Raw genomic sequence first — 21,175 nt, 5'->3', positions numbered from 1 at the left:
AGCTATTATAAACATATAAAAAACAGCTTTTCGAGAAGTGGAAAAGCTGTTTTTCTGATTAAGCTTTAATTGATTTCGCGCGTTGTTCTACATATGTCTGTAATTCTGGAGACAATACATAGCTGACTGATTTTAAATCAGATAAGTTTGATGCATTCAATAAATTAGCAATGACATGCATTTGTTCGATAAATTGTTTCATATGTTCAATTGTATCTTCTACACCATATGCATCTAAATATTTGAGAACATATCCAGATAAGCCAACAGCTTCTGCACCTAGTACAAGAGACTTAATGGCATCGAGTGGGTTTTTAACGCCACCACTAGCTAATATGTGAATATCTGCATTTAATAATTGTGCTTCTAATAAGCTTTGAACAGTACTTTGTCCCCATTGATTTAAGAATGCCATATCTTTTAATGGTCTTCTTTGATTTTCAATGTCCGCAAAATTCGTACCGCCTCTACCACTAACATCTACATATTGAATACCAATATCTTTAACTTTTTGAATCGTTTCAGCACTCATACCGAAACCAACTTCTTTGATGATCACAGGTATATCAATATTATCTTGAATTTCTTGAATGTTTGTTAGCCAATTTTCAAATTCAGTATCACCTTCAGGCATTATCAGTTCTTGAGGTGCATTGACGTGAATTTGTAGGGCGTCAGCATTTAGAAGTTCTATAGATTTCTTAGCTTTTGCATATTCAATATCTGCTCCGACATTACTGAATATTAGACCTTCAGGATTTTCGTCACGTACTACTGTGAAACTTGATTCAGCGTTAGGGTCTTTTAGGGCTGAATGTGTAGAACCTACTGCCATAGGTATGTTACAAGCTTTAGCGATTTGAGCTAACTCTTTGTTAATAGTTGCTGCTCTTTCACTTCCACCCGTCATCGCATTGATATAAATAGGGTATTTAAACGTGAAATGCGGAAATTTTACTGATAAATCAATTTGATTTTTATTAATAGAAGGAATGGATTGATGTATAAGCTGTACTTTATCAAAATCAGTACTAACTGGTGAATACGTATCTAATGCCAGCTGAATATGTTCATTCTTCCTTTTGCTTCTTAATGAGTCGTCCATTCATTTATCCTCCGTGCGTCTATATGTTTAATGATATATTTTATCTTAATACACATTATACCAGTTGTATAATTGAATATAAACTAAACATTGTTATACATTCCGCTTCAAAATCTTTTTCCAAATGGTAGAAAAATAAGGCAATCAATTTATGCTAATATAATACTATACAAATATACATAAAATGGAGGAGAATCGTTATCAAATTTAAAAAACTTACTTTAATTTTAATTTGTACATTATTATTAAGCGGTTGTACTTTACCAGGCTTAGGTGGCGCATCGTCTGATTCAGTGAAAATTACGGCGCTTGCTACAAGCGAGTCTCAAATCATGGCGCATATGATTCGCTTACAAATAGAGCATGATACAAAAGGGCAAGTAAAACCGATAATTGTAAATAATCTTGGTTCTGCGGTAATTGAACATAACGCGATATTAAATGATAATGCGCAAATATCTGCGACAAGATATACAGGTACTGATTTAGTAGGTGCTTTAAACTCTGAACCCATTACAAATACTAAAAAAGCTGAGAAAGCTGTTAAAACAGGTTTTCAAAAGAAATTTGATCAAACATTTTTTGACTCATATGGATTTGAAAATACCTTTGCATTTACAGTTACTAAAGATACAGCTAAAAAGTACAATTTAAAAAAAGTTTCAGATTTAGCAAAGCATAAAGACGAACTAAGAGTAGCCAGTGACCCTACATGGATTAAACGAAAAGGGGACGGCTATCCAGCTTTTTCAAAAGCGTACGGATTTGAATTTAAAGATATTAGAACAATGCAAATCGGACTCGTATATGATGCATTGAAGAATAAAAGCATTGATGCCGCACTTGGGTATACAACAGATGGAAGAATAGCTGCTTATGATTTAGTGACACTAGAAGATGATCGTCACTTCTTCCCACCATATGACGCCAGCCCATTAGCAACAAATGAATATTTGAAACATAATCCAAAAGCTAAAAAATCAATAGAAAAATTGGTTGGGAAAGTATCCACTGAAAAAATGCAAGAATTGAATTATCAAGCAGACGGCCAAAAAGAAGAGCCCGCCATAATCGCAGAAAAATTCCTTAAAGCACATCACTACTTTGAATAGTTAATATAGTAAAAAGCAGGAACCACAAGTGAGGTTCCTGCTTTTTTGATACATATTGAGGGTGAAATATAAGTGAGATAGGTGATTTTTGGCTTAATAGAGTCGTTAAGCCAAGAGATGGCTAAAGTCGTGGCTTAAGTACCGAGTAAAGCCAAGACTTTCACTATTTTCATTAATACTCTATTTATTAAGCCCATCCTCTGAATCGTGTTGCTTCTGCTGTACGTCTAACACCTACAACGTAAGCTGATAATCTCATGTCTAGTTTTCTCTTTTGTGAAATGTCATATACTTTGTCAAAAGCTTCGACAATCTTAGTTTTTAATAACTGATTCACTTCTTCTTCAGACCAATAAAGTCCTTGATTGTTCTGTACCCATTCAAAGTATGAAACAGTTACACCCCCAGCACTAGCTAGTACATCCGGAATTAAAAGTACATCATTTTCTGTCAGAATACGAGTTGCTTCTTGTGTTGTAGGACCGTTAGCCGCTTCTGCTACTATACTCGCTTTAATGTCTCCTGCATTTTGTGCGGTGATTTGGTTTGCTAAAGCTGCTGGTACTAAAATGTCACAATCGATTCCAAATATATCTTCGTTCGGAATAATGTTATCAAATAAAGGTGTGATTCTACCGTGTTCTTTACGAAGCTCTAATAAATGATCAATATCTAAACCTTCAGGATCATATAAAGCACCACGACTTTCTGAGATACATACAATTTTTGCACCTTTATCATGGAGGATTTTAGCGATAAAGCTACCAGCATTACCAAATCCTTGTATAACAACTTTTGAACCTTCGATATTAATATGCTTACGTTTAGCCGCTTCTTCAATCGTAATTACAGCACCTAAAGCTGTTGCTTGTTCGCGACCTAGTGAACCGCCTAAAGAAATGGGTTTACCAGTAATGAAATTTGGCGCGTTAACTTTATGCATAATACTATATTCATCCATCATCCAAGACATGATTTGAGCATCTGTATATACATCTGGTGCAGGGATATCTTTAGTAGGTCCAACGATTTGAGCAATTGCTCTAACATATCCACGTGACAATCTTTCTAATTCATTTTGACTCATACTATGAGGGTCACATTGAATTGCTCCTTTACCACCACCATAAGGTAAGTTAACGAGACCACATTTTAAAGTCATCCACATAGATAATGCTTTTACTTCATTTTCATCTACATCAGGGTGGAAGCGGACGCCACCTTTAGTAGGTCCCACTGAACTATTATGTTGAGAGCGATATCCTGTAAAAGTTTTTACGGATCCATCGTCCATTTTAACTGGAATACGAACTCTTAAAAATCTAGCAGGTTCTTTAATCAATTCAAAAAGACCTTCATCGTACCCTAATTTATATAAAGCTTGTTCAATTATATTTTGTGTAGAAGTTACAAGATTGCTATTTTCACTCATGATTGACGCTCCTTTGTTGATTAAAATAATGTCTAAAAAAACATATTAAATAAAATCATAATACAAATGAAAATGGTTTTCAATAAAATAAACTGAATTTACTAAAAATTCAAATATGTATAATGATAAAATTTGTTGTATTTTAATGTAGTGAGTGTAAGTAGTTGGTAGTAATTGGAAGACATGATATAATTCAATTACGAGCATATACAAATATAATGAAACCATTATATTTACTAGTGTGAATGAATCTTGGACAAATGAATTTTTGTCCAAGATTCTTCTTTTTATATAAATGAAGAGGTGTAGAAAAGAGATTCATGAAATCATAGTGTATATTTTATAAATTGAGTAATGAGTGGAATGAGAATATTGGCTGGGATGTGAGTTAAAGAGGCAGTAAACTCACAAGATCGCAAAAGATGTGAGTTAAAGTCGGAGTAAACACACGTGATTGCATAAGACGTGAGTTAAAGTCGGAATAAACTCATGAGATTGCCGAAGATATGAGTTAAAGGTGTAGTAAACACACAAGATCGCAAAAGATGTGAGTTAAAGGTGTAGTAAACACACAAGATCGCAAAAGATGTGAGTTAAAGAGGTAGTAAACACACGAGATTGCCGAAGATGTGAGTTAAAGAGGTAGTAAACTCACGAGATTGCCGAAGATGTGAGTTAAAGGCGTAGTAAACACACGAGATTGCCGAAGATGTGAGTTAAAGGCGTAGTAAACACACGAGATTGCCGAAGATGTGAGTTAAAGAGGTAGTAAACACACGAGATCGTCAAAGATGTGAGTTAAAGAGGTAGTAAACACACGAGATAGCTGAAGATGTGAGTTAAAGTCAAAATAAACTCACAAGTTCCACAAAAACCTAATTCTATCCCACATCCCAGCCCTAACATGATTCAAATCCTGTATTATTCTCTCACATATAGCGCACGATTATTTGCAATATTAAAAAGACGCCCCCAACAATTTTCTAAGAATGTTATGATATTACTATCAAAAACTTATCTTATACATCGTGGGGGTGTCTTTTTGTCTGAAATGCTCAATATTTTACTAACGGTTGTTGTACCGATTTTTCTAATGACGGCGTTAGGTTATGTGCTTCAAAAGCGTGTGAAACTTGATTTACGTACGCTCGCAAAATTAAATATCAATGTGTTTGTGCCTGGATTTATTTTTGCGAAGTTTTACAAAGCTGAGTTAGCAGTAAATTTATTATTATTAATCATCGTGTTCTTCGTTATATACATAATTGCTTTATATATCGTCGCTTTTGCTATCGCCAAAATGCAAAATTTAGATAAAGGTAAAGAGACGACTTTAACAAACAGTGTGCTCTTCTTTAACTCTGGTAACTACGGTGCACCGTTAAATGATATTGTATTTAAAAGTGATCCACTTGCAATGTCTGCACAAGTCATTGTATTAACGCTACAAAATGTCTTCACGTTTACATATGGTGTCTTCGCAATTCAATCTGTTCAATTAGGTAAACTTAAAGCATTACTCAATTACTTTAAGATGCCTATTATATATGCACTCGTTCTTGCTATTATTTTAAATTATAATCATATTCCAATTCCTGAGTTCATGTGGACGACTGTCAGTTATTTGTCTGATGCTATGATTGCGATTGCTTTAATTCTTCTCGGTGCTCAAATTGCCAATATTAAACTTAATTTTAAATGGTCATCTTCTTATATTTATATCTTTATAAGATTAGTTGTTGGACCAGCTATCGCATTAGTCATTATAAAATGCATGGGGTTAGATGGCATTATCGCACAAACACTATTTATTGCTTCAGCGATGCCAACATCTGTGAACAGTTCAGTTATTGCGCAAGAATATGATAATTATCCAGCTTTAGCTGCAGAATTAGTCTTCATGTCTACGTTGTTTAGTTCTATTTCTGTTGTGGTTGTCATTTATTTATCTTATTTAATTTTTTAACGTACATTTAAAAGTTCTTTAAATGTCTGACTTGAATAAGCTTCTCTATACAGTCCGCGTCGTTGTAATTCTGGAACGATGTATGTTACAAAATCTTCAAGACTATGTGGTAAAGTAGGTGGCATTAAATTAAAGCCATCTGCAACACCAGACTTAAACCAAAGCTCCATTTCATCTACTATTTCTTCAGGTGTTCCTATTAATGTGAGATGCCCACCACCTGCATTGAGATATCCTAATAATTCTCTCACTGTAGGTTTGGTATCTTCTATAATTTCTAAAATTGTTTCATATCTACCTACTGGACCATCGAACGCTTCTACAGGTGGCAGTTCTGGGACAGGCTCATCCAATGCCCATTTCGAACAATCTTGTCTAACAAACGTACTTAATTGTTTGATGGCATTTTCAATTGGTAAAGCTTTATCTAACTTTTCTTTTTTAAGAAGGGCTTCTTCACGTGATTCTCCAACATAAGTGACTAATCCTGGGAAGACTTTAATGTATTTCTCGGGTGTATCACTTTCTCTAATAGCAGTATTTAATTTATTTCTATAAGCTTTCGCTTGTTTCAAATTCCATGATACTGAATAAACCGCATCTGCATGTTTGACAGCTAACGCAATACCTTGTTTGGATGCGCCAGCTTGCATAGCGACAGGTTTGCCTTGTGGGCTACTTGGTGTCGATAACGGTCCATTTACTTGGAAATAATCGCCAGAATGATGAAAAGCATGCACATGCTCATGATTAATCACTTTATTGTTATGACGGTCATGAACGAAGTCTTCTTTATGCCAAGATGTAAATAGTTTGTCCATCAATTCAGCAAATTCTTGTGCTTTATGATATCTAGCATCATGCTGAGGTAAAGCTTTCATGCTATGATTTTGAGCTTCTATATCTGTCATAGATGTTACTAAGTTCCAACCAACACGACCATTCGTCGCATGATCGAGCGTTAAAATTTGCCTAGCAGCAGTATAAGGGTTTGAAAATGAACTTGATATTGTTGAAACTAGACCAATATGTTGTGTCACTTGTGATATAGCAGTTAAATTCACAATTGGATCTAACCAGAATGCAGGTAATTCGCTATCTGACTTTGCAGGGAATGATTGATTATCTGCAAAGAATACGGCATCTAATAAACCTCTTTCTGATAGTTGTGCTAATGATTGATAATAAGAGATATCACCAATCTGTTCGATAGAGGAGTCTTCCATAAGCCATGCAGCTTGATGGTGGCCACAGCCATATAATAAGACACCAATATTGAGTTGATCACTTCTTAAATTACGCATTTCTATTCTCCTTATCTCTCTTTTAGAATTCTAGTTCATTGTTAAGCCGCCATCTACAGTATAATTTTGACCAGTTATACCACTTGCTTTATCAGAAGCAAGGAAGCTTACCATATTTGCGACATCTTGTGGTGAAGTAACTTTTTTAAGAGGTGTTGATTGAGCAATTAAGTCGAATACTTCAGGTGTTGTTACAGAGCTGGCATCGGTCGTTTTGAGTAATCCACCTGAAACGACATTGGCTGTAATGCCGTATTGACCTAATTCAGCAGCGATATTACGCGTGAAACCAATTAAACCAGCTTTCGCCGTTGTATATTCATGATAAGGTACGACAGGATTTTGGAATAAGTTCGTACCGATGCTAATGACAGCACCTTGTTTTCTTTCTATAAATTGTGGTGCAACACTTTGCACAATATTAAATGCAGCTTTTAATGTGCCATCGATTTGTTGTTGATAGTCTTCCCATGCAAGATCGACGAATGCTTTTTGTTTTACTGGATCAAATTTAAAGTTAACTAAGGCATTATTGACAACGACATCAATTTTTCCAAAATGTTTCGTACCTTCATCAATTAACTGATCAACTTCAGAGCGATTCGTCACATCCGCTTGAATAGCAATCGCTTGTTCTGCACCGATTTCAGCAACTAACTGTTCTGCTAACGCTTTACTATTATGATAATTAATGATGACTTGATGTCCTTCAGATGCTAATGTACGTGCGATTGTTGCGCCTAATCCTCTACTACTACCTGTTACTAAAATTGTCTTTGTCATATGTAACACTCCCATATAGAATTTTAAATAAAAAAATACACAACCTTCTCGTAAGAAAGTTGTGTAAAAACAAAGATATTTATAAAAAGGGCATAGTCATCCCTATAAATTCTTTTCACAAACACTTTCCTACGCTAGTACGATCTAGTTCAGGTTCAAAGGGTTCGAGTTCATACTCATCTCAGTTAAAAAAACACCCCTAGTGCATCTATTTAATTACTATCAATGTATAGTTTTTAATAATCGATGTCAAGTTTGTATAAATGTTCAGTTGCAAACGATAGGTAAAATCGGTTATGATATAAAACGTACTGATTACGATTTAAAAAAGAATAAAGGTGATAAGATGAAGTGGACGATAGTAGGTGGTGGTATCCACGCGATAACGATAGCATTAGAATTAAAAGTTAAAGGATTAAAAAATAAAGACTTAACAATTATTGACCCGCACGATGTGTTCTGTCATCAATTTGATCATCGAACACAGAATATTAGTATGCCTTATTTAAGATCTCCAATCGTACACCATGTTCACCCAAATCCTTTTCATTTAAAACAATATTTTAAGAAAATGGATTATGCAGGTGGCATTTATGGTAAGTATAAGAGACCGAAAAGAGATATGTTTATGGACCATACAGCAGAACAAGTTGAATACTACCGATTACATGAATGTCATGTTAAAGATACTGCAGTAGATATAAAGAAATATCGAGATAATTGGTGTGTCGTATTAGAATCAGGGGAGATGATATATACACAGAATGTCATCATCGCATCTGGTTGTAACCATAAGCCAAAGATTCCAAAAATGTATGAGCATGCACCAGATGTACAACATATTTTTGAAGATGCAAATATTCAATTTAATGAAAGTTCTCATGTTGTTGGAAGTGGGATATCGGCTGCACATTTAGCATTAAAATTAATTTATCATGATGATGAAAAGCATGTGCATTTATGGACGAACAAGCCGTTAGAAATTCATGATTTTGATGCTGATCCAGGGTGGTTAGGACCTAAAAATATGGCAAGCTTTTCAAAAGTAATAGATCCAGAAGAGAAGATGGATATTGTCTTAAAAGAACGTCATAAAGGTTCGATGCCACAAGAGTTATTCATTAGATTAAAGAAATATGTGAAAAAAGGCAGACTTACGATACATCTCAATGAATTAGATTATATTAACAATCATCAAATCATAACAGTTGATGGGAAACATATGGATTATGACCATATATTATTGGCAACAGGATTTGATAATACTTTATTAACACAACCAATATTAAATCGTTTAATTCATGAATATAAAGCACCACTCAATAAATGTGGGTATCCTGAAATTAGCAAACATTTAGAATGGCTGCCGAATTTATTCGTATCAGGTGGATTAGCTGATTTAGAATTGGGACCTTTCGCTAGAAATATTATGGGTGGAAGAGAAGCGGCACGCAAGATAGGTGAGAAGTATCACGAAATAGAGCAATGCAGTTAGGTATATCAGACATAAAAAAATCCTGGAACAAATTCGTTCCAGGATTTTTAAATTAAATTTCTTTCAAAATGTTATAAATAGCTTCTGTGCTTTCAGCGTTGATTAATTTTTCTCTAGTATCATCGTCCATAAGCGTACGTGACAGTCTTTGTAATAACTTCAAGTGTGTGTCACTACTATCATTTGGTACAGCAATTAAGAAGATGATCTTAGGTTGTGTTTCATCTAAACTTTCCCATTCAACACCATGTTTGTTATTTAGAACAGCTACGACAGGCTGTTTGACAACGTTTGATTTAGCATGCGGGATGGCTACATTCATGCCAATTGCTGTTGTTGATTCTGATTCGCGTTTCAATACAGCTTCTTTTAACGCTTTTTCATCGTCTATAAAGTTGTGATGTTTTAAATTGTGAATTAGTTTATCGATTGCGTCATCTCGAGACATTTCAGCGTCTTCTATTGTGATGACTTTTTCGTGAAAGACTTGTTCTGATTCTTTCTGAGTTTCATCATTTGAAGTGGTTGTTTCTTTTTGATCGTTATCATCTTCATCTAATCCCATAAATGATGTTGTGATACCGCTATTAGATGATTCCATTTCAGGTGTTGCAACTGTTGCTTCTTTTTTCTTTAATAAAAGTGTGACAAGCATTGTAACACTACTTCCGATGATGACAGCAATAAAGAACCATAGTATTTTATCGATACCACCAAGTACAGCTACAATTGGACCACCATGTGCAACTCTATCTCCAACGCCACCTATAGCTGCAATAGCTGCTGCAACCATTGCACCAATCATATTTGCAGGAATAATACGTAATGGGTCTTGTGCGGCGAATGGAATAGCACCTTCAGTAATACCGAATAAGCCCATCGTAAATGATGCTTTACCCATTTCAATTTCACCTTTATTAAATTTACGTCTATTGATAAAAGTAGCAAGACCTAAACCAATAGGTGGTGTACATACAGCTACTGCAACCATACCCATAACGGCATAGTTTCCTTCAGCAATTAAAGCTGATCCGAATAAGAAAGCAACTTTGTTTACTGGACCACCCATATCGAATGCAATCATAGCTCCGATAATAAGCGCTAAGATAATACTATTTGTACCTTGCATACCTTTTAACCATGTTGTTAAGCCTTCAAAAATACTCGCAATCGGCGCACCGATAACAAATATGAAAATAAGTCCTACAATAATTGAAGAAATAATAGGAATAATGATAATTGGCATAATCGGTGCCATTGCTTTAGGAATTTTAATGTTTTTAATCCATTTAGCTATATATCCTGCTAAGAAACCAGCGACAATACCACCAAGGAATCCTGCACCAGCTTCACTTCCGTAAAAGCTACCATCAGCAGCAATTGCGCCACCAATCATACCTGGTACTAAACCTGGTTTATCAGCAATACTAACTGCAATGTAACCAGCTAGAATTGGCACCATAAAACTAAATGCTAAACTACCGATATTTTCAATAGATTTCCAGAATGAATCATCAGGAATTTTAAGCCCTTCAGGTGTTGTATGGCCACCTAAAGTTAAAGCAATGGCCATTAATAAACCACCAACTACGATAAATGGCACCATGAATGAGACACCATTCATTAAATGTTGATAGACCATTTGTAGACCACTTTTTTGTTCTTCGTCATCATGCGTTTGTTTATTGCCACCTTTTTCATGATGGATATGTGCATCTTGATCGATGATGCGTTGAATTAATAATTTAGGGTTGTGAATACCTTCTCTAACACTTTCGTTAATTAATCGTTTCCCGTCAAATCTTGATAAATCGACTTGTCTGTCAGCAGCGATAATAATACCATCCGCTTCTCTAATTTCTTTTGATGTCAGAACATTTTCTGCACCGACACCACCTTGTGTTTCTACTTTAATATCTATGCCCATTTCTTTTGCGGCTTGTTCTAATTTTTCTTGAGCCATATAAGTATGTGCAATCCCGTTTGGACAAGATGTAATTGCTAAAATTTTCATAACGTCAGCTCCTTCTTAATTCAATTGTAAACGCATTCACTGAAACATAAAAAAGAATAATTGCCGTTAGTAGTGGCAATTATTCTTTAAAACGATCAATGATATATTGTTTGAATGGTTCATCTTCTAATTTTAGTAGATGTTTAACATCTTGTTCTGTTAATGCAGCAATACTGTGTATGATTTTCTTCATTACTTGTTTATCTTTGTCTGCAATAGATAAGAAGAATACTAAATGAACTTTATGTTGTTTCCATGCTATATCTTGGCGGAGTCTAAACATTAGTACATGTGACTTAAAGACTTTAGTAGGGTCTCCATGTGGAATAGCGATGCCGTTTCCTATATAAGTTGATGAGAACTTCTCTCTTTCTAATGCACTTTCAATATACCCACTTGATATTGCATGTTGTTGATTAAGCAAACGTTCCGCATGTTGGAATATATCAACAGTAGAATGTATGTCTGTTTCGATTGGTACCGATAGAAAGTCGATAGGCAATAATGCGTCGTTATTTAAAACAGGGTTTTGCTTTTGATTTAAAATGGTTTGAAATTTATGTGCATCTTCTTCTGAAAATAAAGGCGATACTTGAACAACTTGTACGTTACTAGGGATATGTTTCATATCAATTTCGTGTGTTGTAACGAGTATATCCGTATTAGAAAATGGGTAAGTTGAAACGTCTTCAAGTTTAATCGTATCCGTAATATTAATTTTATGGTTTAACTTTTGAATTTTTGCTTCTAATAAGCTAGAAATGCCCAGTCCATAATAACAAGTGATGACAACATTAAATTGATCTTGTACATTACGATCTATTGATGATTGAAAATGTAACGCTAAAAAGGCTATCTCATCTTCACTTAAATTAAGTTGTGCATCTTCTTCCAATAAATGAACCGTTTCATATAATGCGTTGAACACAAACGGGTATTGCTGTTTAATATCCTCTGTAAGCGGATTGTTAATATAAACGTTCTTAACGATACGCAAATATGTTCTGCTGAAATGTGAATAAACATTTTCACGAAGTACAGTATCTTGCATAAAATCTATACCGACTTTGGCATTCATTTGATAAATTAAACGTTCAATATAACTTTGAATAAATATTTGTTTGAAGCCAAGATCATATTTATCAAAATAATAGCTAATAAAAAATGAAAATAACTTCGCTGTTTCATCGCTTAAAGTGTATTTAAGCTGTCTATTAATGTCTTCTAAAATTGCCCGGGAAATGGCCAATGCCTCTTGATTAATATCCCATTGTTCTGTTGTATCGTGGATTCTTTTGAAAATAATGATTAGGTGTACGAGCAACTGTTTAATATGTACTTTTGAAGTTTGTATATGGTTATGCTCTAAATGTTGTTCCATAATATGCATCATTAATTCGCTATGCGCTTTTGGGATTTCATTCAAAATGAAGTCCTCTACCTTAACATTGTTTGTAGAGAGTTGGTTTAAATGAAGAATAGCGTTGCGAATATCCATTTCATTGCCACTTACCGTAACACCTTTTCTTTTAACAAGTTTAATCGCAACGTCATAAGATTCACACCAAGCTTGAATTTGGTTTAAATGATCGATGAGTTCATTCTTCGTTAAAGCATAGTCTTCAGATAATTGTTCAAGCGTAACAGATTGTTTATACATTAATAATTGATAAGCCATCTTGATGAGTGTTTGGCCGTTCTTTTCCGTATATTGATTCAATATGGATTCTATCTCTTCAGTTTGATACAACTCGTGATTTAATTGATAACCACGCCCTTTAATACTGATAATGACATCTTTAATTTCACTATTAATATATTTAATATCGCTTCTTACCGTTCTATTTGAAACATTCAAATAGTCAGCTATTTCAGTCCCGTTTAAATAACTATCACGATTTAAAAGTAATAGCCTCATTAATTTCACATGTCTTTCTAACAATAATCCCACCACATTTCAAGTTCACATTTAGATTCATATTATATTGTAAGCGTTTAATGAATGGGTGACAAATAACGATAATTCTAGAGTGTCCAATTAGTTGTGAGTGTTCTTTAATTCCACTTTAAATAACTATTTTAAAAAACTAAAAAAATAATCTTATACTGTTAATTTTGTAGTTAAGGATAGTAGGAAAATAATATAAGAACTATATTAATAAAGCTAAATTAATGCGATAAAAATAAATAGTGTATAAGCAAGATTCTTTGAATAAAACTAAATTAATATACGGAAATATTTGTTTTTACATTGTTAACATTTTTTATTCATACAATTATTTATAAATAAAACAACTGTAACGTAAATATTAAATAAAATATCGAATTCTTATAAAATTATATAAAAAGTACTTGAAAATTTTACAAAATGTATTGTATAATTTTTCTGAAGTTTATTGTGTATATTTACATCATTTACAAAGCAAACTTCATATTTTACGTTTTGATAAAAGGATGGGGAAGTTAAGGTGGAAAGGAAAATTAATAAACAAAGGTTTAGTATTAGAAAGTACTCTATTGGCACAGGATCAGTATTATTAGGGGTACTAATATTTTTAGGGGTCAATCAAGAAGCGCAAGCAGCTGAGAATGATCAAGCTACTGAAAATGTTATGACCGAAGAAAGTACAATGAGTGAAGAAAATCCTATAAATAACGCAAACAACATGACGGAAAACACAGACACTAACACTAACGAAGCGGAAAATAAAGAAAGCTTGCAAAATGATGATAAAAATACAGAATCAGAAAGTGTAAATGAAGCAACAACAGAAGAAAGACAGCCAAACAGCAATCAAACTTCAAATACAACAGAAGAAAACATGGAATCAAATATCACTCAACCAAATGAAACTGCAAATACAGATTCAAATAATGAACGTAATGAAAATACAGATAGAATGACTGCAACTTCAGCAGAAACAGACAATCAATCAATTATTCAAGACATTAGTGTTAAGATGTTATCTCCTGAGAATGGAAGTACTATTGATTACAATACAAATATTAATCTAGCTTTAAATATGACATTTAATCCTAATGCAAAGCCTGGAGATAAGTTTGAAATAAAGCTACCAGATTATATGAATAAGTATAGTGGATCAAAGATGTTAGATGTTTATGATAAAGAAGGGGAATTATTAGGAAATGTTAATTATGAGAACAACAAATTAATATTTACTGCTGATAATTACTTTGATACACATACTGACATAAATGCAAACTTAAATATTGTTACAAAAGCAACTTCACCAATTTGGGAAAACAACACTTCTCGAGAAGTTGGATTATTGATCAATGATAATTTTGTATCAACAAATAATACTTTAAATCTTAAAGTAAGCACATATTCTGGATATACAGAATCTCTTACGCCAGTTCAAGAATATAAAGAAGGAGTAAGTGATATTTTACATATGTATTCAACGCCTCAATTTAAAGAGTCAGGCAGACATACTGTAGAATTCATTTCTGAAAATTATCCAGATGCATATTATAACTGTGAAGCAATCGAAAAGTATGGATTAAATTTACACTATGGTGTTGCTAAAAATAACTATACGCTCGTAAATACAATTAAAGATGCGGATAAATACAACATAAAAGTCGTTTGCTCTAAAGGGAAAGTTACAGTTTCTATGGATGTAGAGCAAGGTTATGGTTATACAGTAGCAGTCCCAGTTTTACTTGCAGATAATATTAAACAACAACAAAGTATGGATGAATTTTATTTTTCAAACAATTCAACTGCACCAGAAGGTACTACATGGTCTGGTAAAAAACTTTTAAAATATGATTGGCAAAAAGGTGACGGTAATGGTAACAAACCTGTGAAGCCAGAAGAGCCAGAACAACCGGAACAACCGGAGCAACCAGAGCAACCGGAACAACCAGAGCAACCGGAACAACCAGAGCAACCAGAAGAGCCAGAACAACCGGAACAACCAGAGCAACCAGAACAACCAGAGCAACCAGAACAACCAGAACAACCAGAACAACCAGAGCAGCCAGAACAACCGGAGCAACCAGAACAACCGGAGCAACCGGAGCAACCGGAACAACCAGAACAACCAATGGAACCAATGGAACCAATGAAGCCAATGGAACCAATTAAAGCTAACAATCCAGGAAATAAAGATAAAACGATGGTTCCTCTTAAATCTGAAAATATGAATAACCAAAATAATGATAATGGAAATAATATGTCTTCTGGAAAAATAAATATGAACACGCATAGTGACAAAGATCATAAAAGTCATATGCTTCCGAATACGGGTGAAGCTAATGTTGATAAAGGTTTAATTGGTAGTTTAATAGGTATATTTGGTGCTAGCTTCCTCTTATTCAAGAGAAGAAAAGTAACTAAATAAAAAGAAGATATGTAATTTAAAAGGTTAGTTAAAAGTGATGTTTGTATAAGTTTGAACGATAAAGAACTAAATATTGTTTAAGATTTGGTCATTTCTAAATATAGAGAAGATGAAGTAAGTTTATTCTTCTTATTTAGTGTAGGACTGAGGATAGATGTTTATTGAATCCAAAAATAATGAGCCTTTTCTTAGTGTAGAAAAGGCTCATATATTTAAATTATAGAGTATTCATTTATTAGTATATTCCATAGCAGCTAATGAATTGAAAAATATGTTTATTGTATTTGAGTTTCAATAATATATTTAGTTGAGTGCTTTTAAAGGTTAGGAGAGGTTAGTATGAAAGGCATTATACAATATGAATTACATAGAAAAGATGTTTTGAATCAAATACATGATAAGAAGAAGTTAAAGAAAATAGACATTATAACGTTGTTTTATATAAATGAAATGAATGCTACAAAAATTTATGTGCGACGTCTGAGGAAACTTATGTACAACACTTCTTCATCTGAAATTGCATCATCTTTAAAAAATCTTGAATCATTAGGGTATTTTAAGAAAAAACGAGATGTTCAAGATGAAAGAAAAATAATATTATTTGATATTGATTTAGAAGCAATAAGAGATACGTTAGACTTTATTGAAGAAACGTTAGACGAAAAAGATTTAAAATTTTAAATAAATCTCCTACTTAATAGGTAGGAGGTTATTTTTTTAAAGGCGGTTCTGCACATAACTGATGTTTAAATTAATTGGGTAATAAGGTAATATTAGTGTAAATAATAAATGTTAGAAAATAAGTAAATTATATAAGGAGTAATGAAAATGGAACCAATTCAAGAAGTTATATCAACGGTACAAAAGTTAATAGACAACAAGGATATTAGCGCATATAGAATCAATAAAGATATCGGAATTGCAGCGACTACTATTAAACAAATTAGACAAGGTATACACGATATAAATAAGCTTAAATTTGAAACGGTTATTGCGTTATATGAGTACCAAAAAGCATTAGAAAAATAAGGCTACAAGTTACATATCAATTATACTTGAGCTCATCATAATGCTCACTTACTATAAACAGAATGCATGTATTATATCTTTCGACATATTATACTGAACTTAGATAATAAATATAAACTTTGAAGGTGACGTAATTGGTTGAAAATATATATTTAGATGAAATGAAAATTCCATTAACATTTTTTGAAGACGAAACTGTAGATGGTTTATATAAAGTAACAATTGAATTTAATGTAACGAGTGAAGCGTATCACGATATTGCAGTTTTGTTATATAGAGGGCGTTTTGATGTTGAAGTTCCGGATAAAGATAAGAAGTTTAAAGGTGAAATCTATAATTATTCAACGTCTTTAACAAATTTATATGAGGACAATCAAGTTGCGGTGTACCGTCTTGTGCTTAAAGAAATACGAGAGGACCAAAAGGGATGAACGGTATGAAATTGAGTATACTTGATCAATCACCGATTGCACCTGGTCAAACAGCGAGTGATGCTTTTAAAGATTCGTTGGCATTAGCGCAATTAGGAGAGGCTTTAGGTTATGAAAGGTATTGGCTAACTGAACATCACGGTTTGTCCAACCTTGCAAGTTCAGCGCCAGAGGTATTACTTTCTTATATTGGTGCGCATACAAACCGTATTAGAATTGGTGCGGGTGCTATCTTGTTACCACATTATAGACCGTATAAAGTTGCCGAGCAGTTTAATACTTTGGCTACTTTATTTCCAAATAGAGTAGATTTAGGTATAGGAAGAGCACCCGGTGGCTCAGCTGAAGCAACTAATGCGTTATCGAAGCATTTTTTGAAACAAGTGTGGGCTTTTCCAGAACTGTTAGAAGAATTATTGATGTTCTTGGAAGGGCAATTTCCTGTAGATCACGAATATCATAAAGTAAATGTGTTACCACAACCTGATGTACCACCAACACCGTGGTTATTAGGAACAAGTGAGAAAAGTGCTTTACTTGCTGCTAAAAATGGCATACCATATGTGTTTGGTGCTTTTATGAGTGATCAAAATGGTCGTGCAATTGTGGATTGTTACCGTGAACATTTTGAACAAAGAAATCAAGAAACACCTAAAGTGATTGTAACGGTATCTGTCATATGTGCTGAGAATAATCAAGAAGCGGAAGCACTTGCTATAGAAAGTTTAATACCTAAAGCACAAGGTGAAGATAAAAAAGAAAAAGTACAAACATTTGATGCGTTAAGTGATCGTGAAAAAGAAATGCTTAATGACATGAAAGACAATATGATTATTGGTGATGTTGAAACCGTTCAATCAAGACTTCAAACAATTCGAACTGAATATCAATGTGATGAAATCATGGTCAGTACAAATACAATAACGCATGAGGATAGAATGCAATCTTATAGATTATTAGCACAAATATAAATACTTGTTTCAGAACTCAAATATGATATTAAAAGGTGATTTCGTATGATTTTATTAATAGGAAAAATCATCATCTCAGTCGGTCTCATAGTCGGTTCAATTATAGAAGAAACAATACGAGCTAAACGAAAAAAACAGTCTAGAACAAAATAGGGTTCTAGACTGTTTTTTGTTAATTTCAAATATTATGACTTGATGTGTTTATTTATTTCGGATACGAGTGCTTGTACGCCTTTATATTCTAAATGCACGCCGTCATAGGCGAAGTATTCTGAATGGTCTTTTGCTTTTTGATACCAATTGACTAATTGAACATTCTTATGTGAATCTGCTGCTTTTGAAAGTTTCTTGTTGACACTTTGTTCCCAATCTCTTGGTACGTGTGTATTAACGACATATACATGCGCATTACCAAACATTTTAATGAGCTTTGTCAAATCATCATAAGAAAAATCTCCATTCGTACCAAGTTCAAGTACGACTTGTTGATTGGCTTTATTAAATGTACTGTATTTTTCTTGAACGAGTGGAATAGCGTCATTTAAATTACGACCGACTTTACCATCTATTATTGCATCTGGATATGCTTTATGTATTTCTTCCCCGATATCAACCATGACGGAATCACCGATAAATAACATTTTATCTTGATGCTTCCCTTTATGATTATGGGTTTGTTCGCTATTAACATTAATTTTAGGAATAGGTAAGATCAAACTATTTTTATGGTCGTGATTTGAAACTTTAAAAGTCGTCTTGGCATGATGTTTTTGCGTTTGTTGTAAATAATCAAAATGTCCTGAAAGTATTGTTAACGTAAGACCAATTAATACTAAAGTAATGCTACTCTTAGCAATAAGTGATTTTAATTGAGCTTTTCCAGGTTTGAAATACGCTAGCCCGTGTATTCTAATAGGTACTTCAACATAACGATATGAACATTCAGCTAACAGTAACGTTAATATGATTTCTATCAATATCATGTAAAAAGGGATTTGCCCTTGAACGAAATGTTTATTGATAAATGTTATGACAGGGTAATGCCATAAATATAAACTATAAGATCTCTGTCCAATCCATAACAATAATCGATTACCTAATACTTTAGATAATAACGTGCTAGGATGAACAGCACTCGCGATAACAGGTAAAGAACCTAAAGATATAAGATAAATACCACCAAAGTATAACCAATTGTCACTGGATGAAACAGTCAACATAAAATAAATTAATAGCGCAATTGAAATACAACCTATCGTTTCAATTCCAATCTTTAACGGCGTTATAATATGCTGTTTCAATCTAAAAGGCGGCCATATGTATGCTAGTATTACACCTAATAGCAAAGTTTGTAATCTAGTGTCTGTTCCGAAATATACTCTTGAATTATCAACATTCGGTTCAGCAATTAAAATCATTAACAATAATGAAATAAGAGAAGCTATAAATACAACTAAAACAAAATGCCTTTTTAACTTTTTAATGCGAAGTAATATCATTAATAAAATTGGCCAAAATACGTAAAATTGTTCCTCAATCGCTAGACTCCATAAATGTTTAAGTGGCATCACTTTGAAACTATCAAAATAACTAACATGATGAAAAATATACCACCAATTTGATACATAAAATAAAGCAGCAAACGTATCTTGTTTTACACTTTTAATAATACTCGGTTCAAATAATAAGGTATATATGAGTACAATACTTAATAAAAATAAGACTGCCGGCAGTAACCTTTTAATACGTTTCTTCCAAAAATGTAAGAGGTCAATCGTGCCAGTATGTTGATATTCATGGATTAATAAGCTCGTAATTAAATAGCCAGAAATGATAAAAAAAGTATCTACACCTAAAAAACCACCCGATAACCACTTAGGATTAAGGTGATAAATAATGATAGCTATAACCGCAATTGCCCTTAAGCCATCTAGACCATATAAATAACGAATTGGATGTGACTTTATCTCTTTCATTTGACCATTCATTTCTCATTGTCTCCTCAATAAATTGTAAAAATTTCCAATAAGAAATATTGTACCATAATTTACCAAAGATATACAAAAAAAGGATAGTGGAGAGAAAGGGGCTAACGATCAAGACTCAAAAACAAGCTCGTTAGAAATTGTAACGTTCAAGAAACTGAAACAAGATCGTTAGCGGGCAACATATACGGAAAAACTCAAAAAAATAATGGGCTAACGATCAAGACTCGAAAACAAGATCGTTAGAAATTCTAACGTCCAAGAAACTGAAACAAGATCGTTAGCGGGCAAAAAATACGGAAAAACTCAAAAAAATAATGGGCTAACGATCAAGACTCGAAAACAAGATCGTTAGAAATTCTAACGTTCAAGAAACCGAAACAAGATCGTTAGTGGGCATTTTATACGCAAAAACTCAAAAATATAATGGGCTAACGATCAAGACTCAAAAACAAGATCGTTAGAAATTTTAACGTTCAAGAAACTGAAACAAGATCGTTAGCCAGTAAAATATACGGAAAAACTCAAAAAAATAATGGACTAACGATCAAGACTCGAAAACAAGATTGTTAGAAATTGTAACGTTCAAGAAACCGAAACAAGATCGTTAGCGGGCAACATATACGGAAAAACTCAAAAAAATAATGGGCTAACAATCAAGACTCGAAAACAAGATCGTTAGCCAGTAAAATATAAAAAACTGGACCATATCAACCATGGTCCAGCCTCATATTGTATATCCTCTTAACACATTCGTTTCAATAACTCAGCTTTAATAATATTTTGTGCTTCTTTGTAATTCTCTGCAGTATGTTCCTGTGCATTTACAATAAGTAAGTCAATTAAATCAGAATCACTTTTTTGACTAACTTCATCTTCGAATTGGAAAATGTTTTCTTCTGTTTCTCTATGGCTCGCGTTTGGCTTAATAATTTGATAGTAATTATCAGCGCCTAAACCACCTTCTTCAATCATAACTGAAATCTCTGAAGATCTTTGTTCATTCTGCCGGTTCACTTTTATAAGTTTTTTACCTTCAACAGTCATTTGAAAAACCTCCTTGATTACTCATAATGAATATCCAAAATTCAAAGCAAGAGACAAATATCTATTTAACAATAGTGTATTATTACACGAGAGAAATTACAAATAGAAAGCTCAGATAAAAAAACAAAATA

The 21,175-nt window shown here is 33.3% G+C and carries 15 protein-coding genes, 2 pseudogenes and 1 riboswitch; of the genes and pseudogenes, 8 read left to right on the top strand and 9 right to left on the bottom strand.

The genetic code is table 11. The annotated features are described in order from the left end of the window. Nucleotides 1-58: 58 nt before the first annotated feature. Nucleotides 59-1,105, bottom strand: a complete 1,047-nt coding sequence (gene fni / locus LQ673_RS04455; RefSeq protein ID WP_239745005.1) for a type 2 isopentenyl-diphosphate Delta-isomerase — start codon at nt 1,103-1,105, stop codon at nt 59-61. 200 nt (nt 1,106-1,305) lie between these two features. Here fni and LQ673_RS04450 point away from each other — a divergent pair, with 200 nt between their 5' ends. Then, on the top strand, nt 1,306-2,217 hold the full coding sequence (locus LQ673_RS04450; protein WP_285369635.1) for an osmoprotectant ABC transporter substrate-binding protein: 912 nt from the start codon (nt 1,306-1,308) through the stop codon (nt 2,215-2,217). A gap of 187 nt (nt 2,218-2,404) precedes the next feature. Here the strand turns inward: LQ673_RS04450 and LQ673_RS04445 are convergent, their stop codons facing one another. Next, nucleotides 2,405-3,649 (bottom strand): Glu/Leu/Phe/Val family dehydrogenase, encoded by a 1,245-nt coding sequence (locus tag LQ673_RS04445; RefSeq protein WP_107576772.1) that lies wholly within the window; start codon nt 3,647-3,649, stop codon nt 2,405-2,407. A 1,042-nt stretch (nt 3,650-4,691) separates the two neighbouring features. Here LQ673_RS04445 and LQ673_RS04440 point away from each other — a divergent pair. Then, the gene (locus tag LQ673_RS04440) at nt 4,692-5,615 is read left to right on the top strand and encodes an AEC family transporter (RefSeq protein WP_025907587.1); all 924 of its coding nucleotides are present in this window, start codon (nt 4,692-4,694) and stop codon (nt 5,613-5,615) included. Here the strand turns inward: LQ673_RS04440 and LQ673_RS04435 are convergent. Then, nucleotides 5,612-6,919 (bottom strand): NtaA/DmoA family FMN-dependent monooxygenase, encoded by a 1,308-nt coding sequence (locus tag LQ673_RS04435; RefSeq protein ID WP_196308035.1) that lies wholly within the window; start codon nt 6,917-6,919, stop codon nt 5,612-5,614. The two genes, LQ673_RS04440 and LQ673_RS04435, sit on opposite strands and share 4 nt — an antisense overlap. Nucleotides 6,920-6,949: 30 nt before the next feature. Further along, on the bottom strand, nt 6,950-7,702 hold the full coding sequence (locus tag LQ673_RS04430) for a 3-oxoacyl-ACP reductase (protein WP_196308036.1): 753 nt from the start codon (nt 7,700-7,702) through the stop codon (nt 6,950-6,952). 109 nt (nt 7,703-7,811) lie between these two features. Continuing rightward, nucleotides 7,812-7,913, bottom strand: a riboswitch (TPP riboswitch). A 135-nt stretch (nt 7,914-8,048) separates the two neighbouring features. On the opposite strand from LQ673_RS04430, the gene LQ673_RS04425 reads away from it, so the two are divergent. Further along, nucleotides 8,049-9,197 (top strand): NAD(P)-binding domain-containing protein, encoded by a 1,149-nt coding sequence (locus LQ673_RS04425; protein WP_196308037.1) that lies wholly within the window; start codon nt 8,049-8,051, stop codon nt 9,195-9,197. Nucleotides 9,198-9,249: 52 nt separating this feature from the next. On the opposite strand, the pseudogene LQ673_RS14865 reads toward LQ673_RS04425, so the two are convergent. The 3 genes and pseudogenes from LQ673_RS14865 to LQ673_RS04415 all read right to left on the bottom strand — a co-directional run. After that, a pseudogene (locus LQ673_RS14865) lies at nt 9,250-9,684 on the bottom strand (PTS sugar transporter subunit IIA); the annotation flags it as partial. A 71-nt stretch (nt 9,685-9,755) separates the two neighbouring features. Next, nucleotides 9,756-11,211 (bottom strand): annotated as a pseudogene (locus LQ673_RS04420) (PTS fructose transporter subunit IIC); the annotation flags it as partial. 79 nt (nt 11,212-11,290) lie between these two features. Further along, complete coding sequence (locus LQ673_RS04415) at nt 11,291-13,162, bottom strand: BglG family transcription antiterminator (protein WP_239705521.1); 1,872 nt, start codon at nt 13,160-13,162, stop codon at nt 11,291-11,293. 517 nt (nt 13,163-13,679) lie between these two features. On the opposite strand from LQ673_RS04415, the gene LQ673_RS04410 reads away from it, so the two are divergent. The 5 genes from LQ673_RS04410 (at nt 13,680) to LQ673_RS04390 (ending at nt 18,012) form a co-directional block, all read left to right on the top strand. Further along, a complete protein-coding gene (locus LQ673_RS04410; protein WP_239745003.1) occupies nt 13,680-15,581 on the top strand; it encodes a YSIRK-type signal peptide-containing protein in 1,902 nt (633 codons plus the stop codon). A gap of 339 nt (nt 15,582-15,920) precedes the next feature. Further along, nucleotides 15,921-16,262, top strand: a complete 342-nt coding sequence (locus LQ673_RS04405) for a transcriptional regulator, SarA/Rot family (RefSeq protein WP_037589219.1) — start codon at nt 15,921-15,923, stop codon at nt 16,260-16,262. A 147-nt stretch (nt 16,263-16,409) separates the two neighbouring features. Then, nucleotides 16,410-16,610, top strand: coding sequence for a hypothetical protein (locus LQ673_RS04400; protein ID WP_126477634.1), 201 nt, complete (start codon nt 16,410-16,412; stop codon nt 16,608-16,610). A gap of 134 nt (nt 16,611-16,744) precedes the next feature. Continuing rightward, nucleotides 16,745-17,041: a DUF3219 family protein gene (locus LQ673_RS04395; protein ID WP_159316029.1), complete on the top strand. Its 297-nt coding sequence runs from the start codon at nt 16,745-16,747 to the stop codon at nt 17,039-17,041. A gap of 5 nt (nt 17,042-17,046) precedes the next feature. Continuing rightward, on the top strand, nt 17,047-18,012 hold the full coding sequence (locus LQ673_RS04390) for an LLM class flavin-dependent oxidoreductase (protein ID WP_196308455.1): 966 nt from the start codon (nt 17,047-17,049) through the stop codon (nt 18,010-18,012). Between the two features lie 185 nt (nt 18,013-18,197). On the opposite strand, the gene LQ673_RS04385 is transcribed toward LQ673_RS04390, so the two are convergent. Then, nucleotides 18,198-20,000 carry an acyltransferase family protein gene (locus LQ673_RS04385; protein ID WP_196308454.1) on the bottom strand — a complete coding sequence of 601 codons (1,803 nt, stop codon included), beginning with the start codon at nt 19,998-20,000 and terminating at the stop codon, nt 18,198-18,200. A 741-nt stretch (nt 20,001-20,741) separates the two neighbouring features. Then, on the bottom strand, nt 20,742-21,044 hold the full coding sequence (locus LQ673_RS04380) for a hypothetical protein (RefSeq protein ID WP_239705857.1): 303 nt from the start codon (nt 21,042-21,044) through the stop codon (nt 20,742-20,744). Nucleotides 21,045-21,175: the final 131 nt, after the last annotated feature.

It is taken from the genome of Mammaliicoccus sp. O-M54, assembly GCF_022386035.1.
Taxonomy (GTDB): Bacteria; Bacillota; Bacilli; order Staphylococcales; family Staphylococcaceae; genus Mammaliicoccus; species Mammaliicoccus sciuri_A.
Note: the sequence above shows the minus strand (reverse complement) of the source record. Positions and strands in the feature narration are given on the sequence as shown.